The sequence below is a fragment of the Desulfopila aestuarii DSM 18488 genome (assembly GCF_900143695.1).
GTDB classification, from domain to species: Bacteria; Desulfobacterota; Desulfobulbia; order Desulfobulbales; family Desulfocapsaceae; genus Desulfopila; species Desulfopila aestuarii.
This window is the reverse complement of sequence record NZ_FRFE01000005.1, coordinates 200,526-224,207: the sequence shown is the minus strand read 5'-3', so window position 1 is coordinate 224,207 and position 23,682 is coordinate 200,526. Positions and strand designations below refer to the sequence as shown.

The window sequence follows — 23,682 nt, the reverse complement described above, 5'->3', positions numbered from 1 at the left end:
CATAATTCTGGAGAGCAAACCATGGACAACCAGGCGTTTCAGGATCAGTATCCGGATGATTATGCGCACTGTTTCGGTTGTGGCCGCAACAACGAGCACGGTCTGCAGCTGAAAAGTTACTGGGACGGCGCGGAGAGTGTCTGTCGTCATACACCGAAATTGTATTACACCGGTGGCTTTCCCGGTTTTCTCTACGGCGGCATGATTGCCTCATTGCTCGATTGCCACGGCGCGGGAACTGCGGCGGCTGCCAAGGCGCAGGAGAGCGGGGAGCCTCTCTCCCGGTTTGTCACCGCTTCGCTGAAGGTCGACTACCTGAAACCTACCCCGACAGGAATTGAACTGGAGATTCGCGGCAAAGCGGTCGAGATCAAAGGGCGTAAGGTGACGGTTGATCTGTGGCTGATGGCGGGAGAGACGATTACTGCCAAGGGCTTGGCGATTATGGTTCAGATGCCTGCCTCGAAATGAGGCAGCCGTTGCGGTAATTGAAAAATAACAATGGCCGAGATATCTATCCGGCCCGACAATAACTACCAACTGAAGGGGAACACCATCATGAATTTCCAGCTGACTGAAGAACAGAACCTGATCCGCGAGATGGTACGAAGCTTTGCCGAGACCGAGGTTGCACCCACTGCCGATGAACGTGATGAGAGTGAGAAATTTGATCGTGACCTGATGTTCGGCCGTCTTGGTGAGCTGGGGTTGACCGGTATTGTCTTTCCTGAGGAATATGGCGGTGCCGGTGCAGATTATCTCAGCTATGCCATCGCAGTTGAAGAATTGTCACGAGTCTGTGCTTCTACCGGTGTGACCCTTTCGGCTCACCTCTCGCTCGGCTCGAATCCGATCTACCTTTTCGGCAGCGAAGAGCAGAAGAAAAAATTCCTGACCCCGCTCGCCACAGGCGAGGCCATGGGTGCTTTTGGACTCACTGAACCTTCCGCTGGCTCCGACGCAGGCGGTACCAAGACCTATGCAGTGCTGGATGGCGACGAGTGGATATTGAACGGTAGCAAGATCTTTATCACTAACGCCGGCGAAGCAGATATTTATGTGGTTTTTGCCAGGACCGACAAGAACGCCGAGAAGCATCACGGCATCAGCGCATTTATTGTCGAGAAAGGTACGCCTGGATTTTCCTTTGGTAAGAAAGAGAAAAAAATGGGCATCCGTTCGTCACCAACACTTGAACTGGTGTTCGAGAACTGCCGAATCCCAAAAGGGAATCTGCTGGGTGAAGAAGGCAAGGGGTTCAAGGTGGCCATGAAGACGCTTGACGGCGGTCGGATCGGTATTGCCTCACAGGCACTTGGTATTGCCCAGGGTGCGCTCGATGCCACGAAAAAATATGTGACTGACCGTGAGCAATTCAACAAACCGCTCACCGCTTTTCAAGGTGTGCAGTTCCAGTTGGCCGATATGGCAACCCAGGTTGAAGCAGCCCGATTGCTGGTCTATAACGCCGCGTACCGTGCCAGCGCTGGCTTGTCCTATAGTCAGGAGTCGGCCATGGCCAAGCTCTTTGCCAGTGAGACGGCGATGAAGGTAACCACCCAGGCGGTTCAACTCCATGGTGGCTATGGCTATACCCGCGAATTTCCAGTGGAACGGATGATGCGTGATGCCAAGATCACGGAAATTTACGAAGGCACCAGCGAGATCCAGCGGGTAGTTATAGGTAGCAATATGATGCGGTAGGAAGGGCTACTCCCTGTCCCTTCTTTGCCCGGAAGTTTGGACACAGGTGCGGCACCTGCGTTGCATTTCGATCCGGGCTGTTGAGGGGAATGGGTATTCTCCTGCCTGTTCCCCTCAACTGCATCTGCGTCAGAATGAGCTGATGAAAACGGCGGCTCTCGTAAACCAACAAAATTCCATGGAGGGTGAAATGGAATCTACCCGCGAAATATATTGGAATGTGGGTCATGGTATCGCAACGCTTGCGCCCATGTATCTGCTGGCGCTGGCAGCCTTGGGCCTGCTGGTTTATGGGATGTTGCAGCGGGTGAAGGTGTACCGGAACGGTAAACCGCTGAATCGTACCGATGAGCCGATGGCGCGCATGGCCATGATGATGAAAAATATGGTACTGCAAAGCCGGGTGCTGCGGGTAACCGGGCCTGGCGTCGCCCATGCCGTTTTTTTCTGGGGTTTTCTCCTGCTTGTTATTGGCACAGGTCTGATTGTGATCCAGGCCGATTTTACCGATCTGCTCTTCGATATCGTATTCCTGAAAGGCGCGCCTTACAAGGTTTTCAGTATTGTTCTGGATTTTGCAGGACTTGCTACCATCGTTATGTTGCTGGGGCTCATGATACGACGCTGGCTGGTACGGCCCAAAGGGCTTGAAACCGGTAGCGACGATATCGTCATGCACGGTTTGCTGCTTGCCATTCTCGTCACCGGTTTTCTGATTGAGGGGGCACGGATGGCTGTCACCGAACTCGGAACAGAACTTTCCTACTGGTCCCCGGTGGGCATGCTGGTTGCCAATGGTCTTGATTCTCTGGGTGGAGCAACTGTGCTTGTGTTGCACCGGGGGCTTTGGTGGTTTCATCTGGTACTGGCCATGCTCTTTATCGCCATCATTCCTTTCACCAAGTTCCGGCATATCCTGACTACCAGTGCCAACTACTTTCTCGCGGACCGGGGGCCGACCGGTAAACTGACGACCGTTGATCTGGAAAATGAAGATACCGAAAGTTTCGGCGCCCGTCAGATGACCGATTTTTCATGGAAGGACATTTTTGATACCGATGCCTGCACCTCATGCAAACGCTGTCAGGACCGTTGCCCGGCGTATAGTACCGACAAGCCGCTCTCTCCCATGCAGGTGGTCAATCAACTGGGTGAACTGGCCCGCACCGATCCCGGGGCGGATGTAATCGATGCGGTCGGTCGCGATGCCATCTGGTCCTGCACCACCTGCCGGGCTTGTCAGGATATCTGTCCGGCTGCCATAGAACATGTGAACAAGATTATAGAGCTGCGACGCAATCTGGTGCTCATGGAAGGCGAGTTCCCCGGCGAGGAAGTTATGACCGCCATGGAGCAGATTGAGGTCAACGGCAATCCACTGGGCATGGGGTATGCGGGACGTGGTGACTGGGCGGAAGGTCTGGGTATTTCGACTCTTGCCGACGATTGCGAAGTCGAAGTCCTGTTTTTCGTCGGTTGCTATGCAAGCTTTGACAAACGGAATCGGACGGTGGCGAAAGACTTTATTACTCTCTGCCACGCTGCTGGCATAAAGGTCGGAATCCTCGGAAAAGAAGAAAAATGCTGTGGAGAGCCGGCTCGCAAAATGGGAAACGAATATCTCTATCAGACCATGGCCATGGAAAACATCGAGACAATCAAGGGCTATGGCATCAAGAAAATCGTGACTGCCTGTCCTCACTGTTTCAATACCTTGGCAAAAGATTATCGCGATCTGGGGTTTGAGGTTGAGGTGGAGCCGCATGCGGTCTTTCTTGATCGGCTGGTGGCCCAGGGACGTCTTCCAATCAGGGAAGAGCAATTTACCTGTACCTACCACGATTCATGTTACATGGGGCGACATAACGATATTTACGACGCGCCGCGAAGCCTTATCGAGGCGGCCGGCGGTGAGATTGTCGAGATGGAAAAACATGGTGACCAGGCCTTCTGTTGCAGCGCCGGTGGCGGCAGAATTCTTGCTGAAGAAAAACTTGGAACGAGGATCAATGTCAAGCGGGTAGAGATGGCCGTAGAGACCGGTGCCGGACTCCTGCTTTCCAACTGTCCGTTTTGTCTGACTATGTTTGAGGATGGCGTGAAGGGTGCCGGGGTTGAGGAGATATTACGACCTCGGGACATCACAGAAATACTGGTTGAGCGGCTGGTGGCCTGAGGTTGATTTTTGCCAGTTTTTGCGACTTCTTTTCTCGGAGGAAAATATGAAACTTCTGGTTTGCATAAAACAGGTTCCGGATATGGAATCCAAATTTCGAATCGATGCTGATGGCGTCTGGTACGATCGCGGCGATCTTGCCTGGCGGATGAATGAGTATGACGAATATGCGGTTGAGCAGGCGGTGCGCCAGAAAGAGCAGGCTGGCGGCGATGTAACCGTGCTGTGTATCGGGTCCGATCAGGTGAAGGAGACCATGAAAAAGGCGCTGGCCATGGGCTGCGACCGTGGCGTGCATATTGCCGACAGCCACAGCTACATGAAAGACCCCTATCAGATTGCCGCTATGATCGCAGAGTTTGCCCGGGATAAGGGGTTTGATATTATCTTTACCGGTATGCAATCCCAAGACAGGGGCAGCGGTCAGGTTGGAGTGATGCTGGCTGAGTTGCTGGATATGGCGGCGATCACCACCATTGTCGACTACACCTATGACAACGGTTCGGTCGTCGTTCAGCGAGAACTCGAAGGTGGCGTCAAGGCCAAAGTGAAGGCCGCTCTGCCGGTGCTGGTGACCTGTCAGCTGGGCCTCAATACCCCTCGCTATCCAACTCTTCCAAATATCATGAAGGCGAAGAAAAAAGAGCTTTTGACCATTGAGGCGAAGATGTTGCAGTCGACGGATAGCATGCAGAAAACAGTCAAGATGGCCCTGCCGGAAAAACGGGTAGGCGGACTTTTTCTCGAAGGAGAACCGGACTCAATTGCTGACAGGCTGATTGCAATTCTGAAAGAAAAGACCAGCGTGCTGGCATAGGAGGGGAAGATGAAAGCGTTATTGGTCGCAGAATACCGGCAGGGAAAGGTCCAGGAAAGTTATGCCGAATTGATGGCTTTTTCCGGGATTCTTGGCGCTGAGAGTTCCATGTTTATTGTCGCCGACAGTACTGTGGCGTTACCGAGATTTCAGGGTACGCTCTATGTTGCCGAGGTGTCAAGATATGATGAGTACAACCCGGAGGCCCATAAATCTCTGCTTTTAGATGCCATTGCCCAGGAAAAACCGGATATGGTGGTCTTCTGCCATAGTTCCTACGGTTGGGATCTGGCGCCGCGTATCGCTGTGCGGGAGAAGGCTGCGCAGATTTCAGAAGTGATCGCTGTCGAGGATGGAAAATTCATTGTACCGGCCTGCAACGGCAAATTGCGCAGAACGCTTACCGGCAAAGGTTTACTGACTGTGGTGACGATTCAGGCAGGAGCTTTTAGTCTCGATAATTTACCGGATGGTATACCCAACGTGGTGCCGGTGGTTGGGGACTATGAAGGAATGGCCACTTTGCTGGGTTATGAAGAAGCAAAGCTGGGCGGTGTTGATCTGACCCGGGCTGAGGTAATTATCAGTGCTGGGCGTGGGGTCGGCAAGCCCGAGAACATCGTTATGGTTGAAGGATTGGCTAAGGCTCTGAAAGGGGAATACGGAGCCAGTCGTCCGGTGGTGGACGCTGAATGGGTGACTCATAACCGTCAGGTCGGCACTACCGGGTTGACCGTCTCACCCAAACTCTATGTAGCTTGCGGCATTTCCGGAGCTGTGCAGCACCTGGCCGGGATGAAGAAATCGGAATTCGTGGTGGCGATCAATACCGATCGTGATGCCCCTATCGGTGAGGTGGCTGATGTCTTTGCCGTGGCCGACCTGAAGCAGTTGTTGCCGGTATTGACGGATAAAATTATGGCATTGTAAAGGCTGCGGCTTCCAAAAATACGATCTGATCATCCTTAATCGGTCGCCTGGATTTTCCGGTCGACCGATTTTTTTTATTCGCGATATGAAGTAGAGAATACCGTTTTGTTAGAAGTCTTCTAGGTCATCAATCCCCTGCCTATCAGGTAAAAGGTGTAACCGCTAATGGGGAAAGCCGTTATTCGACAAATGGTTCGTTCCATTTTCAAGATCTGTGGAATGGTTGTTGTTCTTTACTATCTTTACACTGTACAGAAACAGAACTGGTTGCTTTTCCGGGAATGTTAACGCTTATACAGCGTTTGTGGGTGAAACAGACTGGTCTATCTGACGCAAAACTATTATAACATAAAAGTGGAGTATTTTGAGGTGAGGGGTTGTAACCGAGGTCAAGCGATGAAATAAAGGGAGGCAAGGCATGAAAAAAGGTCCAATTTTCAAGGCAGCGGCAGCTCTTATTATCACTGGTTGTGTCGCTGTTTCGGCACATGCGTCGGGAAGTGAGGGCGTGCACTGGGGTTATTCCGGTGATAACGGCCCCGAGCACTGGGGGCAGCTCAGCCCGGACTTCAGCATGTGTGGCACGGGAAAAAATCAGTCGCCGGTCAACCTGACCTCATTTATCGAGGCAGAGCTTGAACCGTTAGCCATGCAGTATGCAACCGAGGCCATTGAGGTGTTGAATAACGGCCATGCCATCCAGGTCAACTTTGCTCCAGGCAGCTCACTCGAAGTGGAAGGTCGTAAGTATGAGTTAAAGCAGATCCATTTTCATAGCCCGAGCGAGAATGTCATTGATGGCAAATTCTATCCCATGGAGGGACATCTGGTCCATGCGGATGCGAAAGGCCAGCTTGCCGTGGTGGCGGTGATGTATGAGGATGGTCCGGTAAATAGTGCTATAGCGGCGACCTGGCAAGAAATGCCAGGTGCGGCCGGAGAGAAAAAGCCTCTTGCTGGGGTGGGAACAGTTGAGGGCTTTCTGCCCGGCTCCAGGGATTATTACCGGTTCAACGGCTCGCTTACTACCCCGCCCTGTACTGAAGGAGTGACCTGGCTGGTGCTGAAGGAATCAGCAAAGCTTACCGCCGATCAGATTGGCCAGTTCCAGAAAGTGATGGGCATGGCCAACAACCGGCCGGTTCAGCCGACAAATGCCAGAATGATTCTGGAGTAGTTTGCTCTATCTGCAACACCGATTCCCATCTGCAGGATGTCGGTGTTGTTGGTTACCGATTATTTCGTTGCATTCTTTCGGTGACGCTGTCGGCAAAAGTCTGCAGTGCTGGTGAAGGTTTGACAGCATAAATCTTTTCTCTGTCAAAAGACGGCAGCGTTGTCAGCTGGTGAAGAAAATACTCTCTGGTACCGGCAAGTCCGGAAGGAGGCTCGATGCGGCTGCCGCTTCGCATATGCTGGTGCAGCAGCGGGGTGCCGGAAAGTTGTTCATTCTCCAATGCCAGGGAGTCATCACTCATAATACCATCATTTCTGAAGTGCCTGAATACCTGCTTTCTCCCTGGCCAGGTTGATTTGCCCTTGGAGAACTTACGACGGCCAAGACCTTTATATTCAACCATTTTATAGGCGCAATCAAAATAGGGGACATCGGCCGAGGTGGTCATTTTCGTGCCGATGCCGAATCCGTCCACCGGAGCGTTCTGCCGATGAAACGACTCCAGTGAATACTCGTCGAGATTACCGCTGGCAAATATCAGGGTGTCTTTCATCCCCCCATCATCAAGAATTTTTCGAACCCGGCGTGACAGTTCGATCATGTCACCGCTGTCGAGTCGTACACCGCGGACCGTGATATTGTGTTTTTTGAATTCTTCTGCCATTTCGATAACTTTCATGGCACCTTTTTCGGTATCATAGGTGTCGAGTAGAAGGATGGTGTTTTGCGGATGGCTCATACCGAAATGGAGAAAAGCGTCGTGCTCTGAGTCATGGGCCTGAATGAAAGAGTGGGCCATGGTGCCAAATATCGGGATATCGAAAAGTTTGCCGGCAAGAACCGTGGCGGTACCATTAAAGCCCGCCACATAACTTGCCCGGGCTGCCATAATGCCTGCTTCAGCGCCATGAGCGCGACGAAGCCCGTAATCGACCAGAATCTTGTCCGGCATCACCTGTTTTATCCGTGCGGCCTTGGAAGCGATCATGGTCTGGAACATGAGGATGTTGATGATCCGGGTCTCTACCAGCTGAGCTTGAGCCAGGGGCGCGGTGATCCGGATGACCGGCTCGTCGGGGAAGAATATGGTTCCCTCCGGCATGGCATGGACGTCGCCGGTGAAGCGAAAGTCGACGAGGGTGTTGAGAAAGCGTTCGTGAAAACGACCGTCCCGGCGAAGAAAGTCGATATCGTCTTCGGAAAACCTGAGGTTCTCCAGGTATTCGAGAACTTGCTCCAGGCCGCAGGCGACGAGGTAATCACGCTCTGGCGGCAGCTTCCGAAAAAAAAGCTCGAAAACCGCTTCTTCATGCATGTCGCTGTCATGGTAGGCCTGCATCATGGTGAGCTGGTAGAAATCGGTGAGGAGTGGGGAAAGGGAATGTCTCATGGCAGCTCGTTGCAAGTGGTAGTAGATGCGCCCAGTTCGATAAGTGACTGTAATGCCCGGTCGCCGTCACCTTCATGGACATTGACGGCCCGCATACTATCTGTGATGAGGGTTACCAAATATCCTGCATCCAGAAGATCTTTGGCCGACGCCAAAACGCAGTAATCGGTGGCGAGGCCGCAGACAAAAAGCCGCTCAATAGCCTTTTCCTCGAGTACTTCTGAAAGCGGTGTTGCATCAAGGGCTGAATAGGCTTCACGCCCGGCATCTGTGCCTTTGGAGATGATGATGACCGAATCCGGCAGACGCAGATCAGGATGAAACTCTGCACCCCAGGTGCCGGCAACGCAATGGGGAGGCCATTGTCCACCGTTAGCGACAAACGAGATATGGTCTGTCGGATGGAAGTCGCGGCTGGCAAAAACAGGCAGTCCATTGGCAGTGAAACGCTCAATGCAGCTGTTCACCTGAGGAATGATCGCGGCCGAGTCGGGAACGGCCAGGCTGCCACCGGGGAGAAAGTCGTTCTGCATGTCGACAACAAGCAGAGCGTCGTCTGGTTGAAGTGCTGTTCGCATGGTTGCACCGGTTGAGAAAGGTAAGAAATCGTTTGCTCGACACTCTATTGTGCAGGTGGGAATGTGTCAATTGTCCAATTGTGTTTCAGAGGGCTTGGCCTTCTTGGTCTCGACATCTTTCCCAGCAGGCGGCAATGGCTGTAGCGGCCAGCAGGGTGCGCTCCGGCAGACTTTTTTTGATCATATATTCATCGCTGCTGTGGTCGTATTCGCCGATGGGGCCAAGGCCGTCGAGTACCGGTGTACCTGCCGACGCGATGGTATTGGCGTCGGAGACACCGCTCCGCAGTTCAGGAATGAGTGCGAGACCCAGCCGCTCCGCCTCATGCCGGACCCAGGTGAACAGTCTGGTGTTGCTCTCGCTCTGTTCCATGGGCTTGCGGCTGGACGCTATGGTGAGGACAGCCGAGGTGTCGGGGATCCGGTTGAGTGCGGCAATGTGTTGCAGTTGCGTGTCGCAGTCTCTCCCATCTGCCTTGGTAATATAGCGGATATCGATCTGGGCTGAAGCAAACTCCGGCACGGTGTTTGGGCCGATGCCGCCCACCACGGTGCCGACATTGACCACCAGCTGCCTGGCGGGATCATTCATCTGTTCAATGGCGATCACCTTATGTGCCAATTCCAGGATGGCACTGGCCTTACCACTTCCGGCAAAGGCGGCATGGCCGGGACGGCCGGTGATGTCGAGCAGGTAGCCTGTTTTTCCTTTCCTGCCCGTAACGACCTCACCCTGCAGGCCACCGCACTCAAAGACCATACCGAAATAGCTCTTTTCCGCCTCTCGGGTGATCAGCTCGGTGGAGGTGGGGGAGCCGATTTCTTCATCGCTGTTGCAGATAAGGGCGATAGGGATTTCATTCAGCAGCCCGACATGATGCAGCGCCTTCAGGGCGAAGATTGCAACCGCAAGACCGCCTTTCATATCGATAACCCCCGGCCCGAAGACCCGGTCTTCTTCCTCCCGATACCAGTCAAAGCCTGATTCCGGTGGAAACACCGTGTCCATGTGCCCGGTGAGAAGGACTTGACGAGTATGTGTATCGCACGCGGGTGAGCGAAAGAGCAGATGATCGCCGAGTTCGATCTGGTCAAAACGGGTGCAGCTCATTGGTAGGGTGGCAAGTTCATGATCGATCAGTTTTCCGACCTGATCGACCCCGGTCTTGTTCCGGCTGTAGCTCTGGGTGAGGACCAGTTCGCGCAGGAAACGGAACTGGTCCTCCTCATGAGCAGAAAGATAATCGGCAAATGGATTCTGCATGATTATTTTGGTAGTTTGAAGGCGAACTCTTCTTGTGAATATACCTCCGGATCAGCGTCTGGATAGCGCACTTCCTCACCTGACCAAGGTTTTCGAAGGATGATGTCACCGTTCTCATGGCTCACCACGTTTGAGCGATGCAGAGGGATCTTGCCGCCGGCAGTGGCGATATAGCGGGGAATGGCGTCGCCTACAATATTGCCGTACATCGATTCAACCAGGTCGCGACCCACTTCCAGGGGTACACGAAAATGCTTGAACTGCGGGTTGCGGTAGCTGCAGTTAAAAAGATAATAGGGTCGCACATAAGCTTCATGAACGGTTTCGCAAAGCTTCCACATCTTGACCCGGGTGTCGTTGATGCCTTTGAGCAGTACTGCCTGGTTGAGCACGGTGAAGGTACGTTTGGACAGCTGCCGGAAGGAGCCAAGGGAGACCGGGGTGATCTCCTGGGCGGTGTTGATCTGGGTTACCACCCGTACCGGTTTCTTATCGTTACTGGTCTCGAGGATATCGAGCAGCTCATTGTCCACACGCATCGGTGCGGTTACCGGAATACGGGTGCCGAGCCTTTTGGTCTTTATATGATCGATTGAATCGAGTTCGCCCAGCAGCCACTCGAGATGGGAATTCGGCAGCAGAAAAGCATCACCGCCGGTGATCAACACGTCGCGCACTTGGGGATTGTTCCTGATATAATCGAGCGCCTCGTTATAGGCCTCTTTTGAGTATATCTTGTCCTTTCGGCCAATATGGGCCAACCGCAGACAGTGGGTGCAGTACATCGCACACATATTGGTCGCCTTGATGGTCAACACGCGAGGGTAAAACTGATCGATCAGCCGGGCCGGGGAATGATCCGCCGCCACCGGCGGGATCTCAATACCGGCGTTGTCGATCATCTCGCCGGTGGGCACCGACTGCAGCATGATCGGATCGTTCAGCACCCCGGGCATGATGAGGCTGGTGTAGTAGGGAGTGAGCCGCATCCGGTATGTTTTGGTTACCCGGGCAATTGAGTTGAGTACATCCGCTGGCAAATCGATCAGCTGGGCCAGGGTCTCGACCGAATCCACTGCATGCCGGAGCTGGCCGTGAAAGGAGTTCCACTCCTCATCACTCATTTTCAACCCACGCTTGATACGGCGGGTGTTCTCTTCAATTTGCTCCCAGAGTTCGATGCCGCTTGGGGCTTCCGTATCCTTCTTTGCCAGATATTCCGCCACCCGGCTGTTGGCTTTTCCGGCGATAGGCAGGGCCTGGGTGAGTCGGCCGCCCACCGAGACCATATGCTCGTCGATTTCCTGATGTCTCTTGGCAAGATGGGTAAGCTGGGCCAGCTCGATATTGAAATCCTGCGGGGAACAGCCAGTGTCCTTCAATTCAAGCAAATGAGCGAACAACTGAATAATTGGGTTTGTGAGGTTTGTCTCTTCTGTCGCTTTCACCAGCTGCTCTACCTGCAAAAGCTCCTCTGGGGTTGGCTTTCGGGTTGTGTTGGCTGGTGCAGTAAGCTTGTTCAGGAGTTCTTCGGTATAGCTGTCGAGTGGTTCCATGGCGGTATCCGGTTTATTGTTCTCATGTATCATTGTTCGATCGGCGCCTCGTCGATGGTGAACTGTATGAATCCAACCCCTTGGCATAATCCTTCGGCAACATCCTCTCTGTTTCGGGCCACCGAAACGACGCGGGCCAGAAAGGTTCCTGGAGCAACCAGAAAGTTGGTACCAAGATGCTCGAGGATAACGAAATCCTTGATCAGTTCCTTCTTGGCGATCTTTTTAAAGGTCTCTCGCTCGTACGGGTTCTGCGGGATGTAGCCTTTGGTGATTTTGGGTGAAGTAATCTTGTAATTGTAGGTTCCCCAGTGAATGTTATGGAGATTGGCGGTCATCTCCAGGGCATGGGGAGGAAAACGGTTTTCGGTGACCGCGTAATATTCAAGCTCCGGCAGCATCGGTGCGCCTTCAGGCAGACTCTGCTCGAGGGTGAAGCAGAACTCAAGGGTAGTACCCTGCTTACGTGCATTGATTTCGAGGAAGTGTATGTTTCCCTCAAGGTCAACAAGGTAATCGCAGCCGAAAATCCCGCGATACCCGGCTTTACCGAGCACCTGCCCCACAGCAGTGGTGTAGTCCCTGAGCTGGCTCTGCTGTTCGGGAGTGGTGACGGAGGGGAAGGTCGAGCCGATAAAACGATTACCGTCCACAATCACCTGATCGGCGATTCCGGCGATATACACCTCGTTCTCGTTGGCCACAACTGCCAGAACGGTGGGGTCGAGGCTGTGGGGAATATAGCGGGTGACAAGGTATTCCGAATCCTGGTCGACAAAGCGTTCCTCCACTTCTTCCTGGGAGCGGGTGATAGAGGAGTTGGCTCCCCCGGCGGAGTAGGCGGCACTGACAAATACCCCGTCGGGCCAGACGTCCCAGAGAGATGCCGTGTGCTCCAGGAGTTCTTTACGACCTTTACAGGAAAAGCCCTCGATGAGCGGGACGATATCTTTTAACACCTGATGTTGGAATACCTTGTTGTTGTATTGCTTGGCGATGTCCTTGTCGGGGCCGAGGACCGAAACGCGGTCGATATCGTCAAGGGTCATCTCTACTACGCTCTCATAAAGATTGACATAGAGCCGGTTCTGGTTTTCCAGAATGGTGTCGATCAGCTGGCGGACAGCGGGACTGGTGGAAACTGCATTCATGAAGGTGGAAGACTTCAGTCGGCAGCTGGTTCGGGGCGGCGATTTCATACCGCTGAAGGTATGATTCTTAATCATGTCTTCAGTTGCCACCGGATTGATGACCATGACGTTCTGGTAGTTGTACTGGATACAGACATCCGGCACGATGGCGATGAAACGGACGTTGTTCTTGTTCAGACGCCGTTCAAGTGTCTCTTTGACGAAATGGTTGAGGCTGTAATTCTTCAGATCACCGACATAGAGGAAATAATAGCAGTCCGGGTTGTAGGTGAAATTTGAAAAAAGTACCTCGTCACTCACTGTTTCCATGATGCTCTCCGGAATTGGAGGTTGTGCAATAATGGCATTCGCTGATGCGAAACCGTAGAGGCTTGTTGGCCGTATATCCTGTCAGGTATAGTCCTGGGCAATCTTTGATCCGGTCTCCTGGTAGTGAGCACGGATGCTCTGCTCGATTTCAACCCGATTACCGCTCTTGATGCTTTTTATGATACGGAGATGACGATCACCCACCTCCTCGGCGCTGTAAAGCCTGCTCCAGAATTTGTAGAAGAGGATGTGGAGCTTTTGGCTTAATCGCCGGGTGTAGTCGATAAGCTGCATATTGTCGCATTTGCTGATCAAAAGAGTGTGAAAATCATCACCAACCTGCACAACCTCTTTCCGGTTTCCCGCTTCGGCGCTGGCGGTCATCAGCCGTGTCATCTCCTCAAGTTTGGAGATTTCCAGGTCAGTGAACTGCTCAAAGCCTGATGCAACCGCATAGCCTTCAAGAATACCGCGGGTGATATAGGCGTCGACAATTTCCTTTTGGGAGAGCTGGGTGATGAAGTTGCCGACCTGGGGGCGATATTCGATGATACCGTTGGTCATCAGCTCCTTGAGCGCTTCCCGGATGGGGGCGCGGCTGATGCCCATTTCCACGGCGAGCAGACTTTCCTTGATCTGGTCGCCTGGGCTGAGAACGCCATCCAGGACCAGGTTATACACATATTCAACGACCTGATCTTTATAGGTGCTTTTGACAATTGCCATACCATTCAACCTTGTTCAAAAATGAGACACGTTGTCGATTGTCGACAATAGACACTTGATATCGTAATTGGAGAAGTGAGACAAGAAAAAAGTGAGCTGCTGTTGAAAAAAAAAGCACAAAGAAGAAAGATCCCCCGGCGCTCGAACTGCAGAGAGCGTCGGGGGAAGGGTGGGGTGCTTCTTTTGGTCATCCAGACTTGGCAACAGCCGGGTCAGAATGACCAAATTCGGGTTAGGGGAGATAGACCGTGCGCATCATCCGTTTGTTCAGTTTGCCAACGCTTGTCTTGGGCAATTCATCAATAATCATGATCTTGTCGGGCACCCCATATTTGGGTAGATGACCCTGAGCAGCGGCATCGAGCATAAACTGTCTCAGACCATTTTCGTCGACATGATCGGTCAGCTCGGGTTTCAATGTGACTAACAACAGTGGGCGTTCGCCCCATTTGTCGTCGGGTACACCGATGGCGGCCGATTCAAGTACCGCTGGATGTTTAGAGATGCAGTTTTCAAGATCGAGTGATGATATCCATTCTCCTCCGGTCTTGATCACATCCTTGATTCTGTCAGTGACTTGCAGATAGCCATTGGCGTCGATATGACCCACGTCGCCGCTGTGCAGCCAGCCGTTTCGCCACAGTTCCAGCGATTTGTGGGGAGCCTTGAAATAATCACTGGTAAGCCAGGGCGCCCGGAAAACTACTTCGCCTACAGACTTGCCATCGTGGGGTTGCGGGTTACCGTCAACATCAACCACCTCGAACTCCACCAGCGGAATGGGCAGGCCGGTCTTCACGACGATATTCAGCATCTCATCATCGGTCAGTTTACCCATCATGGTAGTTTTTGGGGTTGAGAGACTGATAACCGGACAGGTTTCAGACATGCCGTAACCGGTATAGACGGTGATGCCCATACTGTTGGCTGCCGTAGCCAGGCCGGCTGAGAGCTTCGAACCACCGATGATGACCTTCCAGTTGGAGAGATCAAGCTCTTTTGCTGCTGGGCTGCCAACGATCATCTGCAGTACCGTCGGCACGCAGTGTGAGGCAGTGACCTTCTCTGTAGCAATCAACTTGACCAGCATGGGTGGCTCATATTTGCCGGGATAGACCTGTTTGGCGCCCAGTAGGGTGGCGACATAGGGAATACCCCAGGCGTGTACATGAAACATCGGGGTCAGTGGCATATACACATCACTGGACCGGAAGTTGCCAATGGTGTCATAGGAACCAAGGGCAATGGTAAGGGATAGCGTGTGGAGCACAAGCTGGCGGTGGGTGAAATGGACCCCCTTAGGGTCGCCAGTGGTGCCGGTGGTATAGAAGGTCGTGGCCTTGGTATTTTCATCAAGGTCGGGAAAGTCGAACTGCGGTGAAGAGCTTTTCAGCATCTCATCATAGTCGCTATAGATCTCGACGGGACTCTCGGGATAGGATGGGTTTTCCGCTATGACGATAATCTTTTTTACATCTGGCAGATGTTCCCTGATGTTTTCCAGAATCGGTAGAAAATCGGAGTTGATGATGATGAGTTTGGCCTCGGCATGGTTGATGGTGTAGACCAGCTGCTGGGCTGAGAGGCGCCAGTTCACCATCTGCATCACTGCGCCCATCATCGGAATGGCAAAAAAACACTCAAGAAACCGGTTGCTGTCATAATCAAAGACTGCAACGGTGTCGCCCTGTTTGATACCTGCTTCTTTTAAGCCTGAGGCGAGACGGTGGATGCGGTTTTCCAGGTCGAGATAGCTGTAGCGCAGCTTGTCCCGGTAAACGATTTCCTGGTCCGGAGCGTAAGTGATAGCGGATTTAAGGAGTTTCTTGATGATTAATGGATAGTTATAACTTTCGCCGGGCTGATATATCTCGTTGGTCATGTGGAGTCTCCTGGAGCCATTCCGCGGTTAGTGTTTACAGCTGAACCTCTCGATACATTGTCCTGATAGAGTGCCCTTACAATTGTGACAGAATTGTAGCAGAAGTGCTGCTTTGAGACAACATGTTTTACGTAAGCGGAAGACGTAGGCTGAAAATATTCAGGTTCGATGCAGTAGTATGTTCTCGCTATGTGTTGTTGATCAATAAACTTATTGAGGGGGTATATTGCTCATTAATATCTGTAAAAGTAATATTTTTTGATGCACTGAGATACTGCCTTTATTTGTGAAGATATCCAGAGCGGAAGAAAGTTGGCAGCATTTTGGATGAGTTAGGGTATATTGGCCAATATTACGTATTCGTAAACGTAAATATTGGTGGTGCCGGTCAGGTTAGAACAGGCCGTTGGCATATTTGAGCGACTTGAGGTAGAGCTCAGGCACCTGACTGTCGTCTACGCCGATCTCTCTGAATGCCATGTCGAGCTGCAGAATCTGTTTTCGTTCGTAAAAGCGCATAATGTCGAGAAACACCGCATAGTCGCCTGATTGATCGTTGAGTGCGCTCTTTACCAGTGGAGAGACAGGGAGTTTTTCCATGATCTGGGTCATGGGGCTGTCCAGCATGACATCGATAAAAGAAAACATTCCGAGCAAAAAAAGTTCAGAGGAATCATAGGAAAAGCTCGAGGCCTCCCCCAAAAGTTCACAGAATTTGGCCCGGACCAGAGCCATCCGCACAAGTTCGTCAGGCTTGTCACTCGACAGCTCCGAAATTAGTACCAGGAGGATAAAGCGACGCAGTTCCCGTTCACCAAGGTAGGCGATGGCATGCTTGACCGTCTTGACCTTTTCCAGACGGTAGAAGTAGGCGGAATTCAAAAAACGGAGCAGTTTGTAGCTGATTGAAATATCAACAGAGATGATCTTGTGGAGTTTTTCCAGGGTAGTGCTCTTCAGGCTGACCTCCGCCAATAGCCGGAACATGTTGATCTTGGCAGCGGTCAGTTCTTTAATGCGGATATTTTCCGGCCGGCTGAAGAAATATCCCTGGAAATAGGTAAAGCCCAGCTTGATGGCGTGGCTGAACTCCTCTATGGTCTCCACCTTCTCGGCAAGCAGTTTGAGGTTAAAGCGGCGAAGACGGTACAAGGTCTTGTGGATGGTATCCACCGGAGTGAGGCGGAAGTCGATTTTGATAATTTCGGCGAGTTCTATGAGCGGCTCAAGACTTTTGTGGTAGACGAAGTCGTCGAGAGCCAGGGTGTAGCCCTGATTGACCAGTTGCTTGCAGGCCTCGACGATCTCTTTGGTCGGCCGCACGTCTTCAAGAATCTCGACGACGATCTTGTTCTTCGGAATCGAGAGCGGGATCTTTTTTAAAAGCAGATCCTCGGTAAAGTTGATAAAGCAGGGCCTGGTGCCGGAGATAACCTCTAAACCCTCGGTCAAAAAGGCACTCGATATCAAACTGCTGGTTGCTCGTTCACCGTTGATATTTTCAATCGTTGCATCTTGGGTGCCGCGATAGAGCAGTTCGTAGGCGTAGAGTTTCCTGTGGGCATTGAAAATAGGCTGGCGGGCAATAAAAAAATCCATACGTTTTTTCAGGATGTCGATTTAAGCTCGCTCTTCTGCCGTCTGGTTTCTTTGGCAAAAAAACGAACTATCCGACGTTTTATGTTTTCATCAATATGCTGAAATTGCAGCGCGATATTGCCGCCATCGATACGAATGACCACTGCCCGGATATTGAGTGGATTGGATGGCCTGTCGAGTTCAAAGGTGAGGAGTATCTTTTGCTCGACTTCCAGTTCCGGAGTTGCCCGATGAATGGCACAACCACTGGTGGAGATATTGACCAGTTGTGCTGTACCGTCATCGTAGTCGGTTCGAAAAGTCATCGGTCGATCATAGCCTGCAAAACGAAGGGCGGAACGTTTTGAGCCGGTGATTCCTGCGTCTGCCATATGGCCTACCTGTTCATTATGGTGTTTCTGATAATGGTGTAGTGGTAACGGTGCATGTACAGTTCTTTACAACGCTCATCTTCAAAGGGAACTGCCGTTGGTTGAGTCTCCAGAGTTATGTTGAAAGAATAGGATATCCGTAGCAGAAACGCAAATGTCATTACCGGTATTTATCTGGCTGTGTAAAGAGATTTTGAAAGCCTGCATGATCTGGGGTGTGCAGGATTTATTATTGTCAGGCTGCTGCCGGTTGGGTATCCTGCACAACCACAATATAAGGATATTTTCGGCATTGCATCTATTCATGCTGATGTCAAACCTGATGGAGTAACCGACGCGAAGCGTCGTCAAATGAGGTGAATAATGGAACTTAACCGTTTCAGCGGTGCGAAGAATTATGTGCTCGATGAGGAGCTGGCAAAGATCGTCAATATCTCCATAGCGCTTGAGATGCCCCTATTGTTAAAAGGTGAGCCGGGTACCGGAAAGACCATGCTGGCCCATGCTATTGCGAATTCGCTTGAGATGAAACTCATCATCTTAAACGTTAAATCGAGCATGAAGCTTATTGAGGCGCTCTACCAGTATGATACCCTGACTCGTTTAAATGACAGTCGTTTCGGCGATTCGAGCAGAAATGTCAGTAATATCAGCGAATATATCAAGATGGGGAAGATTGGCCAGGCCTTTACGGCTGACTCTCGTTGCGTGCTCTTGATCGATGAGATCGATAAAGCCGAGACCGAGTTCCAGGATGACATGCTCGACGTGCTTGATCAGATGCAGTTCGACATCATGGAAACCGACGAAGTGGTGCGGGCAAAGCACCGGCCGGTGGTCATTATCACCTCCAACGCGAAGAAAGATCTCTCCGACCCTTTCCTTGGCCGCTGCAACTTTCATCATATTGCTTTTCCCGAGCCGAAAATGATGCGGAAAATCCTCCATGCCCATTTCCCGGACCTGAACAGCCGCCTGGCTGACAATGCCATCCAGGCCTTCTATGACTTGAGGTCCATTGATACTATCGAGAAAAAACCGGCCACTCGCGAGCTGATCAACTGGCTGCGAGCCTTGCAGGTCGATCCCGACTTTTCTCAAGGTGAAAAGCTGACAAAAGAAATTCCCTACCTGGGTGTACTGTTCAAGAAAAGCAGCGATTATGGGCAGGCGACAAATATGGTGTTGAAAAAGCGTTTCTTTCGCTAGGGGGAACAGGTGTTCATCCAATTCTTTTATACCCTGCGTGAGGTCGGTATTCCGGTGAGCCCGACCGCTTTTCTTCGCTTTCACCGCGCCATGGAGGCCGGCCTGGTCAACTCGGTGGATGATCTCTATACGGCGGCGCGGACGATTCTTGTCAAAAGCGAGAAGTATTTCGATCTCTACGACCGGGTTTTCTCTCACAACTTTGAAGGCGCCGAGCTGCAGATTCCAGATGATGAGGAGTTTAGCCTTCTTGCTTCAGGGTTGTTGCAGGAGTGGTTGAAGAACCCAAAAGAGTTGGCAGAGGCCTTAGGGGTTGATGAGAAAAAGCTTGGCGGGATGTCGCCGGAGGAACTGCTCGAATATTTTAAACAGCGGCTGAGAGACCAGGAGGGCCGGCACGATGGGGGCTCGAAATGGATCGGCACCGGTGGCACGTCGCCGGTGGGCCATTCGGGTTATCATCCTGGCGGGTTGAGGGTGGGGGGCGAATCTCGAAACAAGTCGGCGCTGAAGGTTGCGGGCGAGCGTCGCTACCGTGATTATGCCACCGATGGGCCGTTGACAAAACACACTATTGGCGAAGCCTTGAAACGGCTGCGTCATCTGGTACCACAGGGGGCCAAGGATCGGCTCAATGTCGATGAGACCATCTATCGCACCGTGAAAAATGGGGGTGAGATTGAGATGGTCTTTGACCGCGCCATCGTCGATAGGCTGAAAGTTATCCTGGCTATTGATAACGGTGGTTGGTCGATGGAGCCCTATGTGGAGATCGTCCAGACTCTTTTTACGTACGCCAGGGCACAGTTCAAAGATGTGAAGACCTACTACTTCCACAACACCATCTATGACGCAATGTGGCTTGATCCCACCCGCCGCAAGCAGCCGGTTCAGCTTGAAACCTTCACCCGGCGCGATCACGATACCCGCCTCATCATTGTCGGCGATGCCTCGATGGCCCCCTATGAACTGATGTCGGCAGATGGCTCGATCTATGCCTTTGAGCGGAGCGGGAGTCCGAGTGTAGAGCGATTGCGGTTGCTGGCAACGACATTTCCGCATGCGATCTGGTTGAACCCGATTCCCGCGCGGGAATGGCGATATACCCAGACCATAAATGTTATTGCCAACATCTTCCCGATGTTTGAATTGTCCCTGGAAGGGCTTGAGCAGGGTGTACGGCATCTTATGCACCATTAGGTAATACAGGTAGAAAAACCATGAAAAGTATTGAACAGCTGATAGAGGATATCACCCATGAAATAATCGACCTGCGCCGGGAGCTGCATAGTTATCCGGAGCCGGCCTTTGAAGAGGTCGAGACCGCGGCCAAGGTGGTGGCAAAACTCGAGCGTATTCCCGGCATTGCCATTCGCGAAGGCGTAGCTGGGACTGGGGTTGTTGCCACCATAGGTACCGAGAAAGATGGGCCCTGCGTTGCACTGCGCGCTGATATGGATTGTCTGAAGATGGAGGAGAAGAACAGCTTTGAGTATGCTTCAAAAAAACCGGGTCTGATGCATGCCTGCGGTCACGATGGTCATACTGCCGCCCTTGTCGGGGCTGCGCTGGTACTCGGGAAAATAGAGGAAGAGCTGGCAGGCCCGGTGACATTTATCTTTCAGCCGGCCGAAGAAAATCATGGCGGTGCAAAAGTGATGCTTGAAGAGGAGGTGCTGGAAAGCCCAGTGGTCAATGCGATCTTTGGGCTCCACGGCACCACCGCCCTGCCTTTGGGCACCATTGGCATCAGGAGTGGTGCGATAATGGCGGCGAGCCGCTACTTTACTATCACCATTCATGGCCGGGGTTGCCACGCCGCTTCGCCGCACCGGGGAATCGACCCTGTTTTGATCGGCAGCCAGATCGTCTGCGCGGTCCAGTCGATTGTGGCGAGAAATGTGAGTCCGGTCGAACCCGCGCTTATCTCTATCCCCAAATTTACCGGTAGCACTGCCCCCAACGTGATTCCTGAGGTTGTCACCCTTGAGGGTACTTTGCGGGCGCTCTCAAATGAGACCCGAACACTTCTTGAAACCCGTCTGCGTGAGCTGGTGGAGAATACTGCGGCGGCCCATGGCGGCAGTGCCGAGATCAGCTATTACGGCGGCTATCCGCTTCTGGAAAATAGTGTTGATGAGGTAGCCTTTGTTCGTGGCGTTGCTGCACAGTTTATGGATTCTGAACAGATTGATGGCAGTTATCCGCCTTCCATGGGCGCCGAAGATTTTGCCTTTTACCTGCAGCAGGTACCGGGCGCCTTTTTCTGGCTGGGCATGCAACCGGATGGGGGTGCGCTGCCGTCACTCCACCACCCCCGCTTTGATTTCAACGATGCGGTGATTCCCACAGCCATCAGGCTGCATTGTGAGATTGCGAGAAATTACGCAATCCGCTAAGATGCCGTCCCTATAACAAAAAACGCAATCGCCCGCAATAGTCCTACAGATTATCGTTCAAGGAGATATCATGGAAATACAGGTCTCGTTTCCCGGAAATTTGAAAGTTGAAGCCAGTGTTGGTGAGTTCGTTATTCCCACCGATCAGCCAGAAAAGTCGGGTGGCGACAATTCGGCACCATCACCCTTTGTTCTCTTTGCCAGCTCCATTGCCACCTGTGCGGGTTTTTTTGCTGTGAAGTTCTGTCGTACCCGGGAGATTGACACCACCGGTATGCGGCTCAGCCTGAAGTATGAGTGGGACAAGGAGCAGAAGCGCTATCCAAAGATGGAAGTGGAGCTGATTTTGCCGGAGGGTTTCCCTGAGAAATATCGTGGGGCAATTGTAAAAGCCATGGATCAGTGCGTGGTGAAACAGCATATTCTGAACCCGCCGGAGTTCGAGATTACACTCGGCTGATTGCCGACTCTTTGTCAACACTCCATAATCTTTATAGTATTAGAACAGAAGGCGATTATGTCATATGTACTTCTGGTCCTGACGACGCTGTTCTGGTCGGGGAATTTTGTCATCAGCCGTGGCATGCACGCGGAGATTCCACCTTTCAGCCTGGCGTTCTGGCGCTGGGTGGCGGCGTTTGCGATTCTTTCATTTTTTGCTGTCAAGCATCTCTGGCGTGAGCGAGAGCTGGCGAAAAAACACTACCGCTTTATCTGTATCCAGGGGCTGGTAGGGGTCGCCGGTTTCAATACGTTAATTTATCTGGCCATGCAGACCACTACGGCAATTAATGCGGTTTTGGTCAACTCCTGTATCCCGGTACTGATCGCTGTCTGCTCCTGGGTTTTCTATCGGGAGATGATGACGGTGCGGCAATGTTTTGGGGTGCTGGTGTCGCTCTCAGGGGTGGTGTTGATTATCAGTCGGGGCGAGTTGGCCCATTTGCTGGCGGTGAGTTTTAACCAGGGCGATCTGTTGGTCTTGTTTGCGGCGTTGCTCTGGGCCATTTATTCTGCCAATCTCAAACGCTATCCGCAAGGGTTGCATCCCATGGCCTACCAGTCGGGCATTGTGCTGTTCGGAGTCCTGGTGCTGGTACCATTTTATGGCTACGAACTGGTAAGCGGCAAGGCGATGCAGGTAAGTGTTGCCTCGGTCGGCACCATTCTCTATGTTGCGCTCTTTGCCTCGGTTCTTGCCTTTATTTTCTGGAATCGAGCTGTACGGACGGTCGGCGCCAATAAGGCGGGGCCGTTTATTCACCTGATGCCGGTTTTCAGCACTATCCTGGCGGTGATTTTTCTGGGCGAAAAAATCCAGTCCTATCACCTGCAGGGTATCGTTATGATTTTTATCGGTATTGCCATGACCACCTTCCGGGTGGGGAGGCGGGAGGCGCGCGGCTGATGGCCCTGTTGCCGCCGACCGACTATCAGCCGCCGCTGTTTTTTTCGAGCGGTCATGTTCAGACTATCTACCCGACCCTTTTTCGACCGCTGCCGGTAACCAATCCCGAGCGGCGGCGGCTTGAGACCCCTGACGGGGACTTTCTCGATATTGACTACCACCTGTCAACGGCAGGCCGAACCGGCCGCTTGGCCGTGGTAAGTCACGGCCTTGAGGGAAATGCCAGGAAAAAATATCCCCTGGGAATGGCTCGCCACCTGACCAGCTGTGGTTGGGATGTCATCTGTCTCAATTTCCGAGGTTGTTCCGGTGAGCCGAATCGTCTGCCACGCTTTTATCATTCCGGGGTGACCGATGATCTGCATACCGTGCTGGGTTACGGCCTGCAACAGGGAGACTATCATGCGGTCGCACTCATTGGTTTTAGCATGGGTGGTAATCAGACCCTCAAGTACCTCGGGGAAAACCCGGAGAAGGTTCCGGGTGAAGTGAAAGTGGCGGTCACTTTTTCGGTACCTTGCGATCTCGCCGGATCGGCCCGACGTCTCGAGCGGTGGGAGAATACACTCTATATGCGGTATTTCATGCGGGGGCTGCGGGAGAAAATACGAATGAAATCCGCGATTTTTCCGGAGTTACTGGATACCGAGGGTCTTGATGAAGTGTGTACCTTTTTCCCTTTTGATGACCGGTACACGGCACCCATCCATGGTTTTCGCGATGCAGCGGACTATTATCGCCGCTGTTCATCAAAGCAGTTCCTTCATGCTATTCGTGTCCCGACCCTCCTGGTACAGGCTGAGGATGACCCTTTCCTGCCCCCTTCCTGCTACCCGAAGGCAGAGGCGGCTGCAAGCAGCGCCTTCTCTCTTCTTGTTCCCCGCCATGGCGGGCACGTGGGCTTTGTCCAGCTCAATCCTGCCAATCGTTACTGGTCTGAGGAGCAGGCCGGGCTGTTTCTGGATAACGTCATGGGCGGAAGGGTTTAGATCTTGCGCTCTAAGAATGAACTCGTGTCAGTGAAGAGCTGGTTATC

The 23,682-nt window shown here is 52.4% G+C and carries 21 protein-coding genes; 12 read left to right on the top strand and 9 right to left on the bottom strand.

Annotated features, from left to right (window positions below; translation table 11 throughout):
- The first annotated feature begins 21 nt into the window (after positions 1-21).
- The 6 genes from BUF15_RS07335 to BUF15_RS07310 all read left to right on the top strand — a co-directional run bounded on the left by BUF15_RS07335 (position 22) and on the right by BUF15_RS07310 (position 6,804).
- Entirely contained in the window at positions 22-471 is a 450-nt protein-coding gene (locus BUF15_RS07335; protein ID WP_073612810.1) for a PaaI family thioesterase, read from the top strand.
- An 87-nt stretch (positions 472-558) separates the two neighbouring features.
- Entirely contained in the window at positions 559-1,704 is a 1,146-nt protein-coding gene (locus BUF15_RS07330; protein ID WP_073612877.1) for an acyl-CoA dehydrogenase, read from the top strand.
- Positions 1,705-1,894: 190 nt separating this feature from the next.
- The gene (locus BUF15_RS07325; protein WP_073612876.1) at positions 1,895-3,880 is read left to right on the top strand and encodes a heterodisulfide reductase-related iron-sulfur binding cluster; all 1,986 of its coding nucleotides are present in this window, start codon (positions 1,895-1,897) and stop codon (positions 3,878-3,880) included.
- A gap of 46 nt (positions 3,881-3,926) precedes the next feature.
- Entirely contained in the window at positions 3,927-4,697 is a 771-nt protein-coding gene (locus tag BUF15_RS07320; protein WP_073612875.1) for an electron transfer flavoprotein subunit beta/FixA family protein, read from the top strand.
- 9 nt (positions 4,698-4,706) lie between these two features.
- Positions 4,707-5,627: an electron transfer flavoprotein subunit alpha/FixB family protein gene (locus tag BUF15_RS07315; RefSeq protein ID WP_073612809.1), complete on the top strand. Its 921-nt coding sequence runs from the start codon at positions 4,707-4,709 to the stop codon at positions 5,625-5,627.
- 418 nt (positions 5,628-6,045) lie between these two features.
- Positions 6,046-6,804 (top strand): carbonic anhydrase, encoded by a 759-nt coding sequence (locus BUF15_RS07310; RefSeq protein ID WP_073612808.1) that lies wholly within the window; start codon positions 6,046-6,048, stop codon positions 6,802-6,804.
- A 52-nt stretch (positions 6,805-6,856) separates the two neighbouring features.
- Here the strand turns inward: BUF15_RS07310 and BUF15_RS07305 are convergent, their stop codons facing one another.
- The 9 genes from BUF15_RS07305 to BUF15_RS07265 form a co-directional block, all read right to left on the bottom strand.
- On the bottom strand, positions 6,857-8,194 hold the full coding sequence (locus BUF15_RS07305; protein ID WP_073612807.1) for a nicotinate phosphoribosyltransferase: 1,338 nt from the start codon (positions 8,192-8,194) through the stop codon (positions 6,857-6,859).
- On the bottom strand, positions 8,191-8,772 hold the full coding sequence (locus BUF15_RS07300; RefSeq protein ID WP_073612806.1) for an isochorismatase family protein: 582 nt from the start codon (positions 8,770-8,772) through the stop codon (positions 8,191-8,193). The genes BUF15_RS07305 and BUF15_RS07300 overlap by 4 nt, the downstream gene beginning before the upstream one ends.
- A gap of 85 nt (positions 8,773-8,857) precedes the next feature.
- A complete protein-coding gene (locus BUF15_RS07295; protein WP_073612805.1) occupies positions 8,858-10,036 on the bottom strand; it encodes a M20 family metallopeptidase in 1,179 nt (392 codons plus the stop codon).
- 2 nt (positions 10,037-10,038) lie between these two features.
- On the bottom strand, positions 10,039-11,625 hold the full coding sequence (locus tag BUF15_RS07290) for a KamA family radical SAM protein (RefSeq protein ID WP_234981131.1): 1,587 nt from the start codon (positions 11,623-11,625) through the stop codon (positions 10,039-10,041).
- Positions 11,622-13,052 carry an ATP-grasp domain-containing protein gene (locus tag BUF15_RS07285; protein ID WP_084553667.1) on the bottom strand — a complete coding sequence of 477 codons (1,431 nt, stop codon included), beginning with the start codon at positions 13,050-13,052 and terminating at the stop codon, positions 11,622-11,624. Before BUF15_RS07285 ends, BUF15_RS07290 begins: the two co-directional genes overlap by 4 nt.
- A gap of 81 nt (positions 13,053-13,133) precedes the next feature.
- Positions 13,134-13,778: a GntR family transcriptional regulator gene (locus BUF15_RS07280; RefSeq protein ID WP_073612803.1), complete on the bottom strand. Its 645-nt coding sequence runs from the start codon at positions 13,776-13,778 to the stop codon at positions 13,134-13,136.
- Between the two features lie 232 nt (positions 13,779-14,010).
- A complete protein-coding gene (locus BUF15_RS07275) occupies positions 14,011-15,660 on the bottom strand; it encodes a fatty acid--CoA ligase (RefSeq protein ID WP_073612802.1) in 1,650 nt (549 codons plus the stop codon).
- A gap of 393 nt (positions 15,661-16,053) precedes the next feature.
- A complete protein-coding gene (locus BUF15_RS07270) occupies positions 16,054-17,259 on the bottom strand; it encodes an EAL and HDOD domain-containing protein (protein WP_073612801.1) in 1,206 nt (401 codons plus the stop codon).
- Positions 17,260-17,267: 8 nt separating this feature from the next.
- On the bottom strand, positions 17,268-17,630 hold the full coding sequence (locus BUF15_RS07265) for a PilZ domain-containing protein (protein ID WP_073612800.1): 363 nt from the start codon (positions 17,628-17,630) through the stop codon (positions 17,268-17,270).
- A gap of 363 nt (positions 17,631-17,993) precedes the next feature.
- Between BUF15_RS07265 and BUF15_RS07260 the strand changes: the two genes are divergently transcribed.
- The 6 genes from BUF15_RS07260 (at position 17,994) to BUF15_RS07235 (ending at position 23,635) form a co-directional block, all read left to right on the top strand.
- A complete protein-coding gene (locus BUF15_RS07260) occupies positions 17,994-18,839 on the top strand; it encodes an AAA family ATPase (RefSeq protein WP_073612799.1) in 846 nt (281 codons plus the stop codon).
- Between the two features lie 9 nt (positions 18,840-18,848).
- Positions 18,849-20,039, top strand: a complete 1,191-nt coding sequence (locus tag BUF15_RS07255; RefSeq protein WP_073612798.1) for a vWA domain-containing protein — start codon at positions 18,849-18,851, stop codon at positions 20,037-20,039.
- Between the two features lie 20 nt (positions 20,040-20,059).
- On the top strand, positions 20,060-21,238 hold the full coding sequence (locus tag BUF15_RS07250) for a M20 metallopeptidase family protein (RefSeq protein WP_073612797.1): 1,179 nt from the start codon (positions 20,060-20,062) through the stop codon (positions 21,236-21,238).
- A gap of 70 nt (positions 21,239-21,308) precedes the next feature.
- Positions 21,309-21,698, top strand: a complete 390-nt coding sequence (locus BUF15_RS07245) for an OsmC family protein (RefSeq protein ID WP_073612796.1) — start codon at positions 21,309-21,311, stop codon at positions 21,696-21,698.
- 57 nt (positions 21,699-21,755) lie between these two features.
- Complete coding sequence (locus BUF15_RS07240; protein ID WP_073612795.1) at positions 21,756-22,646, top strand: DMT family transporter; 891 nt, start codon at positions 21,756-21,758, stop codon at positions 22,644-22,646.
- Positions 22,646-23,635, top strand: a complete 990-nt coding sequence (locus BUF15_RS07235; protein WP_073612794.1) for a YheT family hydrolase — start codon at positions 22,646-22,648, stop codon at positions 23,633-23,635. The genes BUF15_RS07240 and BUF15_RS07235 overlap by 1 nt, the downstream gene beginning before the upstream one ends.
- Positions 23,636-23,682 lie beyond the last annotated feature (47 nt).

Bases quoted from the DNA above. Each gene is read 5' to 3' on its own strand.
- BUF15_RS07245 (WP_073612796.1), top strand. From the start codon at position 21,309: ATGGAAATACAGGTCTCGTTTCCCGGAAATTTGAAAGTTGAAGCCAGT.
- BUF15_RS07300 (WP_073612806.1), bottom strand. From the start codon at position 8,772: ATGCGAACAGCACTTCAACCAGACGACGCTCTGCTTGTTGTCGACATG.
- BUF15_RS07325 (WP_073612876.1), top strand. From the start codon at position 1,895: ATGGAATCTACCCGCGAAATATATTGGAATGTGGGTCATGGTATCGCA.
- BUF15_RS07265 (WP_073612800.1), bottom strand. From the start codon at position 17,630: ATGGCAGACGCAGGAATCACCGGCTCAAAACGTTCCGCCCTTCGTTTT.
- BUF15_RS07315 (WP_073612809.1), top strand. From the start codon at position 4,707: ATGAAAGCGTTATTGGTCGCAGAATACCGGCAGGGAAAGGTCCAGGAA.
- BUF15_RS07285 (WP_084553667.1), bottom strand. From the start codon at position 13,052: ATGGAAACAGTGAGTGACGAGGTACTTTTTTCAAATTTCACCTACAAC.
- BUF15_RS07235 (WP_073612794.1), top strand. From the start codon at position 22,646: ATGGCCCTGTTGCCGCCGACCGACTATCAGCCGCCGCTGTTTTTTTCG.
- BUF15_RS07250 (WP_073612797.1), top strand. From the start codon at position 20,060: ATGAAAAGTATTGAACAGCTGATAGAGGATATCACCCATGAAATAATC.
- BUF15_RS07275 (WP_073612802.1), bottom strand. From the start codon at position 15,660: ATGACCAACGAGATATATCAGCCCGGCGAAAGTTATAACTATCCATTA.
- BUF15_RS07310 (WP_073612808.1), top strand. From the start codon at position 6,046: ATGAAAAAAGGTCCAATTTTCAAGGCAGCGGCAGCTCTTATTATCACT.
- BUF15_RS07335 (WP_073612810.1), top strand. From the start codon at position 22: ATGGACAACCAGGCGTTTCAGGATCAGTATCCGGATGATTATGCGCAC.
- BUF15_RS07260 (WP_073612799.1), top strand. From the start codon at position 17,994: ATGGAACTTAACCGTTTCAGCGGTGCGAAGAATTATGTGCTCGATGAG.
- BUF15_RS07305 (WP_073612807.1), bottom strand. From the start codon at position 8,194: ATGAGACATTCCCTTTCCCCACTCCTCACCGATTTCTACCAGCTCACC.
- BUF15_RS07280 (WP_073612803.1), bottom strand. From the start codon at position 13,778: ATGGCAATTGTCAAAAGCACCTATAAAGATCAGGTCGTTGAATATGTG.
- BUF15_RS07320 (WP_073612875.1), top strand. From the start codon at position 3,927: ATGAAACTTCTGGTTTGCATAAAACAGGTTCCGGATATGGAATCCAAA.
- BUF15_RS07270 (WP_073612801.1), bottom strand. From the start codon at position 17,259: ATGGATTTTTTTATTGCCCGCCAGCCTATTTTCAATGCCCACAGGAAA.
- BUF15_RS07290 (WP_234981131.1), bottom strand. From the start codon at position 11,625: ATGATACATGAGAACAATAAACCGGATACCGCCATGGAACCACTCGAC.
- BUF15_RS07295 (WP_073612805.1), bottom strand. From the start codon at position 10,036: ATGCAGAATCCATTTGCCGATTATCTTTCTGCTCATGAGGAGGACCAG.
- BUF15_RS07330 (WP_073612877.1), top strand. From the start codon at position 559: ATGAATTTCCAGCTGACTGAAGAACAGAACCTGATCCGCGAGATGGTA.
- BUF15_RS07240 (WP_073612795.1), top strand. From the start codon at position 21,756: ATGTCATATGTACTTCTGGTCCTGACGACGCTGTTCTGGTCGGGGAAT.